The sequence below is a fragment of the Candidatus Eremiobacteraceae bacterium genome (genome assembly GCA_035295225.1).
Classification (GTDB): domain Bacteria; phylum Vulcanimicrobiota; class Vulcanimicrobiia; order Eremiobacterales; family Eremiobacteraceae; genus JABCYQ01.
Genome location: DATGJI010000052.1, coordinates 261,621 through 272,034, shown reverse-complemented (window position 1 = coordinate 272,034; position 10,414 = coordinate 261,621). Strand labels below are relative to the sequence as shown.

Sequence of the window (10,414 nt, the reverse complement as noted above, 5' to 3'; positions counted from 1 at the left end):
GTCTCTTGAAGTCGGCGGCGCCACGCCGGATCGCAACTTCACCTACTTCGTCGGTGTCGGCACGTATCATCAATCGTTCCGCTACTTCGACGAGAGCAACGGCGCCGGTATCACGCAGCAGTGGGGAACACCCGCGGCGCGTCTGCCATGCCCGGGCAATGCCACGGACGAGAACTTCGCCAGCTGCTACCCGAACGGCAACGGCCCTGGCGGCTATGCGCTCGCGGCGCCCGTGGACAGCGTCAACGTTTCAGACGTGTGGGATAGCGAGAACATCGTCAACCTGCATTTCGGCCTGCCGCACCGCAACGACGCCGGCAAGGACGACATCCAGCTGCTGTACGACAACTCATATCTGCACAACAACTACTACGGCTCCGCATCGGACTGGGGCGTAACAACTCCGGGTCTACTGCAGAATCTGAATGGCGCCCCGGTGTTCGGCTATTTGAGCGGACCCGGCATCGGCGCGCAGTATCTGGGCAAAGTCGGCGTAGCGCTCGGCGCGGGCGTCACTGCCGCTCAGCTCTCCGCGATGGTCAACCCCTACTACTTCCCCTACAATCCGGATAGCACGAAGCCGTCGCCGTATTTCGGCGGTGCGTTGGCCGCGATCGACCCCAACCATCGCGACGGCACGGAGAACCCGAACTCGATCATCAAGCTGCAATACCAGAAGAACATCGGTACCTCATCGTATTTCCGCATCTATGGCTATACGAACTACTCGGAATGGCCGCAGACTTGCCCGAACACGGCGTGGACCAACTTCGTCGGGTATTGCCCGCTCAACTATTACGTGCAGACGACCACCAACGGCGTCAGCGCGTCGTATGCGAGCCAGATCAACGACAAGAACCTGATCAACGTGGAAGTCGGCGATACGTATGCGCACGATTACCGCGCGAACGACACCACCATGGTCAACGGCGGCAATCGGCCGTTCCTGTGGGCTGTCAACTCGAGCGCTCCGACGAGCGGCGTGTGCTACACAGCGGCCGGACTTGCCGTGAGCTGCTACAGCGCGAATGCAGACAAGGTGACGCTGGGCAACATCACCCCCGCGACCCTGACTCTGCCGGCGAGCTGCGGCACGGGATCGTGCGAGTGGTTCGTGGCCGAAAACGGACGTCGCGGCGGCGGCAACCAAGCCGATCCGACGTTCCTTTCCGGTTCGATCACGGATCAATGGAAGCCGACGGGACAACTGCTGTTCAACTACGGCGTTCGTTTCGACAGCTTCCGTTACAAGCTCTCGGACACGGGCGGATCCGCGCGCAACTTCTGGTTCAACTCGTATAACAACAGCTTCTGCGTGTCGCCCACCGCAGGCAGCACCCCTGCCTACAACCCGGCGAACGACACCGGAGCAAACCAGCCGTGCCCAGCGGGAACGGTTGCGGTGCATCTCACGAACCTGCCCAACGACACGGTCACGTATAACGTGTTCCAGCCGCGTATCGGCGGCACGTACACGATCAACCCCGACAACGTGATCCGCTTCAGCTACGGCAGATACACGCAGGCGCCGAACACCGCCTACGAGCAGTACAACCTGCTGCAGCAAGATCTCGCGTCGTACGACGGCAACAACTTCTGGAAGTTCGGGTTCACGACCACGACGCACCAGATCCGTCCGCCGACGTCGAATAACTACGATCTTTCGTTGGAGCATCAGAGCGGCGACGTGAGCTTCAAGCTCACACCGTTCCTGCGCCAGACGAAAGACCAGATCCAGAACTTCTTCTTGGATCAGAAGACGGGCTTCGTCTCGGGACTCAACGCCGGTAGCCAGACCTCAGACGGCGTCGAGTTCGAACTGACGAAGGGCGACTTCAACCACAACGGGTTGTCCGGACTGCTCTCCGTCACGTTCACGCGCAGCTTGATCAAGTACAGCGCGCTGCAGAACGGCGGCAGCGTGCTCAGCACCGACAACCAGGCGATCCAACAGTACAACGACTTCACGAAGGCCTGCGCGGGCGTCGGACCATCGACGAACCCGAACTCGCTTTGCGGAGTAGCCGGCGGCGTCGGTACCGCGATTCCGACCGAGCCGAACGGCATCGCCAACCCGTACTACAATGCGCCGGCGCGGCCGCTGCTCGACCTGAACGGCGCCTACTTGCCGTTCAGCACCATCCCGGGTGTGGTCGAAGCCGCTTCGGGCTCCTACGAAACACCACTGGCGGCGACGCTCGTGTTGAACTTCAAAGCCAATAAGCTCGCCATCTCGCCGCAGTTCCAATACTTCGAAGGCGGCTACTATGGCGATCCGCTCACTGGCACCGGCGTTGATCCTTCGACTTGCACGGCCAACCTAGCCGGCACCGTCGCAGGCGATCCGCGCTACAAGTACGGCGGCACGGGCACTCCGTTCGATGCACTATCGTGCACCGGCTTAGTTCCCACGCCGGATCCGTTCACCGGCAACTTCGACAGCCTGGGCGCGTTCAGAGCTCCGAACCAGCTCCTGATGCACATGCAGGTCTCGTATGACGTGAGCCCGCGAGTTGCGCTGACGCTCAACTTGGCGAACATCGTCAATACGTGCACCGGCGGAACATCGGAGCCGTGGACTCGCTTCGCGAACCACAACGTGTGCGGCTATACCCTGCCGGGCTACGGCGCGCCGCTCCCGTACGGCTCGAACGTCTACAACCCGGGTTCGACCTTCCAACCGATGGTCCAGTACCCGTATCAGGAGAACCCGACGATCCAACCGTTCAATGCGTTCTTGGGTGTGAAGATCAAACTCTGATCGCCTAAGACCTCGTAGAACAGGGAAAAGCGGGTCCCGGCCTTCGCGGCCGGGACCCGCTTTTCGCATGCAGCGGGACGACCAGCCTTACGTGAAAACCTCGTTAAGGTCAAAGGTCCCAAGTCCCCCGACTTATAAGAATAGTTTTCGGCTTGCGCATTGCCGGCCGACGTTTATTGCAACTCGCCTCGGGAGGAAACCCTATGGGTATCAAGGGCCTACTCCGAATCGCTTTTCTGGCGCTCGTCGTCATGCTGGTCCAGGGAACATGGGTTCTGGCCGGCACCACGGGTTCCATCAGCGGTACGGTAACGGACCAGACAGGCGCCCCAGTAGCGGGCGTCAAGATCACGGCGACATCGCCGTCACAAAGCGCTAGCGTGACCACGGATTCGAAAGGTTTCTACTCGGTTCTCAACCTTTCGCCCGACACGTATAGCATCACAGCTTCCAAGACCGGATTCGATGTCAGCACGCTGTACGGTCTCACCGTCACAGCCGACCAGAACACGAACGGCGATGTGAAGATCCATCCGACCGCTGCAGTGCTCGGTCACGTCACCGCGACGGCGCAAGCCGGCGTGGTCTCGAAGACCGTCACCGGCGACTTGTATGCCGTCAGCGCGACAAAGATGAGCGGCTACCAAGGCTCTGCCGGCGGTGCCGAATCACTGTACAGCCAGAATGGCGTCGTCGGCTCGCTGCCGGGCGTCGTGCGTGCGGTGGGTTCGGGCGGAACGTATAACGGCCAGGGCACATTGAGCCTGCGCGGCGGCGCGTACGACCAGGTCGGCTTTGAGCTGGAAGGCATTCCGCTCAACCGCGGCTTCGACTTCTATAACAGCACCGCGCTTGCCACCAATGGTCTGGCGAGCATCGAAGTGTACACCGGCGGCGCACCGGCCGATTCAGGCCGCGCGATGTCGGGCTTCATCAACGGCACGATTCAGCGCGGCCGCTATCCGGGCGGCGCAGAATTCGACGGCTCGTTCGGCGGACAAGCGTTCGCACACGCGCTGCACATCGCGATGTTCGGCGGCACGCCGGACAACCGTTTCAGCTACTACATCTCCACGCTGTCGAACGACCAAGCGTATCTCTATGGCGATCGCGGCAACCAGGACAACCATCAGTTCAGCATTCCGGCAAACGATCCGGGCTGCGCGTACGTCACCGGCAACTTCGGCGGCGCGCTGAATTGCGCGGTTGGCCATACGCTCAACGTACCGATGGGCGCCTCGTTCTTCACCAACAACCCGCTGCCGTACAACCAGTCGCGCGACACGACGGCGAACTTGCACTGGACGCTGACCCACAACGGTCTGTCGGACGATGTGCAGGCCCTTGCAGTCATGGGCGCGACCGGCGGTCCGTTCCCGTACTCCGGCGCCAATCTCGACCCGAATTTCTACGGATACGAGACGGGCGGCGGTGTCGACCCGGTGTCCGGACGCCTTCTATGGCCTATCGGCAATCCGTATACCGGTGGGCTGAACACGCCGTATGACCCGACGAAGCTCGGCACGTACACGTGGCCGACGGCAGGCAATTCGAAGGGGGCCATTCCGGCAGGGTTCTTCGATAGCCAGAGCACGGTCTACAACATCGAGAAACTCGGCTACACGCGTTCGCTGACCGACACGTCGTTCGTCAGACTGTTCGCGTACTCGCTGTTCTCAGCGTGGAACCTCGACGAGCCGACGGAAGGCTTGAACGGCGGCACGTTCTACCAGCTGCACGATAACGCCACCGGTCTTTCGCTCAACTACCAGAATCAGCTCAACCGGCAGAACCTCATCAAGTTCGACGCCGACTACTCCAAGGACCTGACGCTACGCTACAATTACGCCAACTGGTTGGTCTCGCGCAACACAGGCCTCGGCGTGAACGCCGGCGGCGCCTACGCCACGTGCGGAAACCTTGCGGTCTTCACATCGTTGGCGCCATGCGCTACGCCGGGCGATAACGTCGCACAGATCAACGCGCCGTATGCGTACTGGTCCAGCACGACACCGATCACCACGGACGCGGTTCTGGCCGACACGTTCAAACCGAGCGACAAGCTCAACTTCGACCTCGGCCTGCGCTACGATCAATTCAAGTTCGGCCTTATGCCCCTACAGATCACCGGCGCGAACGGACTGGCCGAAATGGCTCAGAACCAGGATGGCATCTGCCTCTACGGTTATGCATATGCCCCGTCCGAGCCGTGCAACGGATTCTTGACGACCTACGCGGCCGATTCAGTCGCGAATCCGCCCAAGAATATCTCGCCGGGTCAAGCGAACTGGCAGAACGTAAGCGGCTCGCTCGTGTACAACGAGTTCAGCCCGCGCTTCGGCGTGACGTATGCCGCGGATCCGTCGAACGTCTTCCGCGCGTCGGTCGGACGCTACGTCCAACCGCCGAACTCGGCGTTCGAAGAATACCGAGCGGGCCCGCAGTGGGGACCCGGCGACACGGTCGCCGTGCTGAACCGCTTCTATGGCGGTCTAGGCTTCCTCGCGGTGCACAACGTGCAGCCTGAGGACAGCACCAACTACGACATCTCCTACGAACACGACTTCAGCGGCGGCTTGTCGTTCAAGGTCACACCGTACGCGCGCGTGACGCGCGGCCAGGTGCTGAACCTGCCCGTCAACCCGACGCAGCCGTCGTTCGTCACCGGTTACAACTTCGGCAACGCGAAGATCAGTGGATCCGAGTTCTTGCTGCAGAAGAACCGCACGAGCGAGAACGGTCTGACCGCGACGCTTGCCGGCACCTACACGGATTCCAAGATCCGCTTCGGTCCGGCGGCCAACGGCGTGTCGATCATCGACCTGATCAATAAGCAGATCGCCCTCTACAATACCAACAACGGCACGCACTACGCGATGGAAGATCCGAATGCGTATTATGCGCCGTCGTTCACGCAAGCGCCGCCCGCGAGCAGCTCGTACGACGTGAAGTGGGTGTGGAACCTCAACCTCGACGAACGCATGAACGGTTGGGACTTCTCACCATCCTTCAACTACCAGTCGGGCAATCCGTATGGCGATCCGCTTGACTTCGGCGGCAATCCGGATCCGTACACGCACACGTTCGATGCCTTCGGTTCGCTGACCGGTCCGTCGTGGGTGACCATGAACATGGGCATCTCACACGACCTCTCGAGCAAGTCGAAAGTCGGCGTGCTGTTCACGAACCTCTTCACCTCGGTCAGCAACCACGGCTATCCGTGGGAGTATCCGACCAAAGATCAGGTGATCGGTTACGGCAGCAACCCGTTCTACACGCTCAACGCCGGCATCAGCCCCGGTTACATCGGCGAGTCGTACTACCCGTACGTCCCGACCGCAGTCTCGCCGTACCACCAGATCCTCGTGCAATACTCGACGAAGATGTAACTTCGCCCGAGTCCACGATAGTCGTAGGGCAAGCAACGCTTGCCCTACTTCTTTTTACGCGCCGTTTGTTACGATCCCGCGCTGGTGGGTGGCCGTCTCGGGCAGGTCCCCGCCGCCCGTAGTGCAAAAACAGGCGCAACGTAGACCAGCGCAGGGGTGCGGCGCCGGCGACGCTCGAGCGCCTTTTTTCTTGCCCCGCTCATAGACAGCCGTAGGAGACCGTGCATTAGATGACCCCACGCTCGGGTATCGCTCTGCTTTTCGCGTTTTCAGTGGTCGCAGCTTTCGCCGTAGGCGCGTGCAGCAAGAGCAGCACGCCAACGCCCACGCCCATCGCATCCGTCAGTCCGTCGCCTTTTCCGGATACGCTCTACGTACAGGACGTGACATCGAAGACCATTCGCGTCTATAAGAATGCGTCGGGGTCGAACGGCTTCGTTCAGGTGAGCACAACGCTCTCTGCGGTGACCGTCAGCGTCAATGACGTCGTGTACTCGCCGGACAAGAACGTGGCATGGATGCCGTTCTGTGCAGGCAAGCCGTGCCCCGGCACTTCGGGTCCGATCAACGTTTACGCCGGCGCGAATGCATTGCCGACCGATGCCCCTCCGACGTCCACCGTGACGCTCGCCAATATCAACGGCGCCGCCGCTTACGACGATAACCACGATTTTCTCTACGTTCCTGTGAACAACTCCGCCGCCGTCGAGATCTATCAAAACGCGAGCACGCTCGGAACCGGCGGCAATACAGCGCCGGCTGCTTCGGCGACGTTGACGATCACAGATGCGGGCATCCAGTATCCCGGGCCGCCGCGTCCGCAAGAGTTGTACTACGACAAGGCGCGCGATCTGCTCTTCGTCAGCGATTTCGGCACGGTCGTGGCTGTGTTTGACAACTTCGGCGCGCAGGCCGCGGCAGCTGTGAGTAGCCACTCAAACATCAATCTCACCGCCAACAACGAGATCACCGGCCTCGTGCAGACCGATGGCATGGCCTACAACTCGTCACAGGATATTCTCTTCCTTGTTGCCGACCAACACGGTCAGCTCAGCGTTATCTCAAGCGCCAGCACGACCAATGGAGCCGCCGGTCATATCCAACTCGTCACGGGTTTTTCGCTTCCCAAGGGGATCGCGTACGACGACATCCGCAATATCTTGTTCGTCTACGATCCTGGCAATCCGCAAGGCGAAGGGCAGATCCTCAGCTTTCCGAATGCCACGACGCTCGCCGGCTCTCAGCACAGTTGGGCCGGCAGAAAAGGCTTTGTCGACTCGTTCGTCTCCAGCTTGAGCGGATTCGGCATCGCGATCGACGAGACGCACTAGCGGCGGAAAGTTGACTCTATTCTGAAGGGGCCGACGTTAGTCGGCCCACTTTTCTTGTCCAAAATGTAGGGCGGACCTTAATGGTCCGCCGGCGGGCCGTAAAGGCTCGCCCTCCATCAAAAACCTAAGAGGCGGCCGATCACCATGCGCTGCACTTCGTTCGTGCCTTCGCCGATCTCGTTGATCTTGCAGTCGCGGAAGTAGCGCGAAACGGGATACTCGTCCATGAAGCCGTAGCCGCCGTGGATCTGCACCGCAGCGTTGGCGCAGCGGCGCGACACTTCACCCGAATACAACTTCGACATCGCCGCGGCGGTCGCGAAATCGCGCCCTTGATCCTTGAGCCAGGCGGCTTTCAAGACGGCAGTGCGCGCGAGCTCGATCTCCACCGCCATGTCGACGAGTTGGAAACTGATCGCCTGAAATTTCGAGATCGGCTTGCCGAACTGTTGGCGTTCTTTCGCATACTTCGATGCAGCGTCGAAGCACGCTTGCGCTAAGCCGACGGAAAGTGCGCCGACGCTGATACGCCCGCCGTCGAGGATATCCAGGAACTGTTTGAATCCCCGCCCGCGGGGACCGAGCAGATTCTCAGCCGGCACGGTCGAGTTCTGAAAGGAAAGTTCGCGCGTATCGGAAGCGCGCCAGCCCATCTTCTTATAGGGCTTCGCTTGCGTGTAACCGGGTGCGTCCTGCGGCACGATGATGTTCGATATCTCGGGCTTGCCGTCGGCGCCTTTGCCCGTCACCGCAGTGATGGTGACGCCGCCGGAAATCGGGGTGCCGGCGTTTGTGATAAAACACTTCGTGCCGTTGATCGTCCAGCCTGAACTGGAGAGCTCGGCCGTGGTCTTCGTGGCGCCGGCGTCCGAACCGGCTTGCGGTTCCGTCAGGCCAAATGCCCACAGCTTTTCGCCGCGCGCGAGTGGAGTGAGCCAGCGTTCCTTCTGTTCTTCCGTGCCGAAGAGCAGAAAGGGCGATGCGCCGAGCGAGACGTGGGCCGCCATCGTGATGCCGACGGAAGCGTCGGCGCGGCCGATTTCCATGACTGCGAGCGCGTATGACACCGTATCCGCGCCGGCGCCGCCATATTTTTCCGGAAAAGGCAGCCCGAGCAGACCGAGCGCCCCCATCTTCTTGACGACGTCGAGCGGAAACGTGGCGCTCGCGTCCCAACTTTCCGCGTGCGGAGCGATCTCGCCGTCGGCGAACTCGCGGCACAACTTCTGCACATCCAACTGCTCGGTCGTGAGGTCAAAATTCATCGGCCCGGTATTCTCCGGGATAGGGCAGTCCCGCCTGGCGGCGAACTCACTCTTCGATGATCGTCTTCAGGGACGTGGGCCTCGTCTATCCAAACGGCGTGCACGCCCTGTCCAATGTGGACCTTGAGATCGGTCGCGGTGAATTCTTGTTCTTGGTCGGAGGCTCCGGCCAGGGCAAGTCGAGCCTCCTCAAATGCATCAACCGCGAGATCGATCCCACCTCCGGCAGCGTGGAGGTCGACGGCGTCCGTCTTCTCGACCTCTCGCCGGCGCAGATCCCGTTCCTACGCCGAAAAGTCGGGGTGGTCTTCCAAGACTTCAAGTTGCTCCAGCAAAAGACGGTCTGGGAGAATGTGGCATACGCGCTGCAGGTGACGGGCGCGAGCTCGCGAGACGTGGTGCGCCGGGTGCCGCGCATGCTCGAACTCGTCGGCATCGCCCATAAGGCCAAGATGTTCCCATACGAATTGAGCGGCGGCGAGCAGCAGCGCAACGCGATCGCGCGCTCGCTCGTGAACAATCCGCTGATCCTGCTCTGCGATGAACCCACGGGTAATCTCGACCCGGAGACGTCCAACGAGATCATGGCGTTGCTCGCGCGTATCAACGCGAAGGGCACGACCGTCGTGATCGCGACCCACAATCAAGCGGTCGTGGACCGCATGCGCAAGCGCGTGGTCCGGCTTTCGAACGGCCGCATCGCGCACGATCAAGAACGAGGACACTACCATATTGGATTGGGGTAAAGTGCGGTTTTTCTGGGCCGAAGTGGCCCAGAACTTCACGCGCAATCTCACTATGGCTCTCACGGCGATCGGCACGGTCGCCGTTTCGGTGGTGCTGCTCGGCACGATTCTTTTCTTCCACGACTCGTTCGAATTATTCATGAAGCAGGTCGTCGGGCAGGTCACGATCGCAGCCTATCTCAAGGACAAATCACCCCAGTCCGCCGTCGACGGCACGATGCGCGTGATGAAATCCGATCCGCGCGTCGATTCGGTGACGTTCATATCGAAGAAGACGGCGATCGATGCGCTGCGCAAGCAGCTGCGCGGCCAGATGAACCTCGATGTGATCAACACCAACCCGCTGCCCGACGCGATCATGGTGCATCCCATCGACCCGGCGGACGCCGCGTCGATCGCCACGCGGCTGCGCAGACTGCCCACCGTCGCAAACGTAACGTACCGCAGCGAGGTCACGGAAAAGCTGCTGCGCATCGAGTCGGTGCTGGGTGCGGTCGGATTCGGCATCGTCGCGCTGCTGCTCGTGGCGACGGCATTGCTCATCTACAACACGATTCGCTTGACGGTGTTCGCGCGCAGCCGCGAGATTCGCATCATGCAGCTCGTGGGGGCGACGCGATGGACGGTTCGTTGGCCGTTCGTCTTCGAGGGCATCTTGACAGGGCTCACCGGTGCGCTCATCGGTATCGGACTTCTCGACGCTGCGTTTCGCGCTTTTGCCCCGAAGATAGCGATCGATCTGCCGTTCTTGCCGTTTAACTTCACCGTCGTGCCGGTCGGCATGATCGCGATCGAACTGCTAGCGACGGGAGCGGTGGTCGGGATGCTCGCAAGCATGCTCTCCGTCAGCCGGTACCTGCGCGCCAGCTGATGAGCAGGCGACGAATCCGATCTGAAGGGGCCGACGTGAGTCGGCCCAACG

General features: G+C 61.2%; 6 protein-coding genes. 5 read left to right on the top strand and 1 reads right to left on the bottom strand.

Translation table 11 applies throughout. The annotated features are described in order from the left end of the window. From VKT51_09560 to VKT51_09550, 3 genes are all read left to right on the top strand, one after another. Positions 1 to 2,761, top strand: a 2,761-nt coding sequence (locus VKT51_09560) for a TonB-dependent receptor (protein ID HLJ84404.1), incomplete at its 5' end; no start/stop codon positions are given. A 203-nt stretch (positions 2,762 to 2,964) separates the two neighbouring features. Further along, entirely contained in the window at positions 2,965 to 6,150 is a 3,186-nt protein-coding gene (locus VKT51_09555) for a TonB-dependent receptor (GenBank protein ID HLJ84403.1), read from the top strand. 230 nt (positions 6,151 to 6,380) lie between these two features. Then, positions 6,381 to 7,481, top strand: coding sequence for a hypothetical protein (locus tag VKT51_09550; protein HLJ84402.1), 1,101 nt, complete (start codon positions 6,381 to 6,383; stop codon positions 7,479 to 7,481). A 116-nt stretch (positions 7,482 to 7,597) separates the two neighbouring features. Here the strand turns inward: VKT51_09550 and VKT51_09545 are convergent, their stop codons facing one another. Further along, complete coding sequence (locus tag VKT51_09545) at positions 7,598 to 8,746, bottom strand: acyl-CoA dehydrogenase family protein (protein ID HLJ84401.1); 1,149 nt, start codon at positions 8,744 to 8,746, stop codon at positions 7,598 to 7,600. A 56-nt stretch (positions 8,747 to 8,802) separates the two neighbouring features. On the opposite strand from VKT51_09545, the gene ftsE reads away from it, so the two are divergent. Beyond that, on the top strand, positions 8,803 to 9,492 hold the full coding sequence (gene ftsE / locus VKT51_09540) for a cell division ATP-binding protein FtsE (GenBank protein ID HLJ84400.1): 690 nt from the start codon (positions 8,803 to 8,805) through the stop codon (positions 9,490 to 9,492). 1 nt (position 9,493) lies between these two features. Next, on the top strand, positions 9,494 to 10,363 hold the full coding sequence (ftsX, locus tag VKT51_09535) for a permease-like cell division protein FtsX (GenBank protein ID HLJ84399.1): 870 nt from the start codon (positions 9,494 to 9,496) through the stop codon (positions 10,361 to 10,363). Positions 10,364 to 10,414: the final 51 nt, after the last annotated feature.

Coding starts and splice junctions, on each gene's coding strand:
- VKT51_09555 (HLJ84403.1), top strand. CDS start 2,965: ATGGGTATCAAGGGCCTACTCCGAATCGCTTTTCTGGCGCTCGTCGTC.
- VKT51_09550 (HLJ84402.1), top strand. CDS start 6,381: ATGACCCCACGCTCGGGTATCGCTCTGCTTTTCGCGTTTTCAGTGGTC.
- VKT51_09545 (HLJ84401.1), bottom strand. CDS start 8,746: ATGAATTTTGACCTCACGACCGAGCAGTTGGATGTGCAGAAGTTGTGC.
- ftsE (HLJ84400.1), top strand. CDS start 8,803: ATGATCGTCTTCAGGGACGTGGGCCTCGTCTATCCAAACGGCGTGCAC.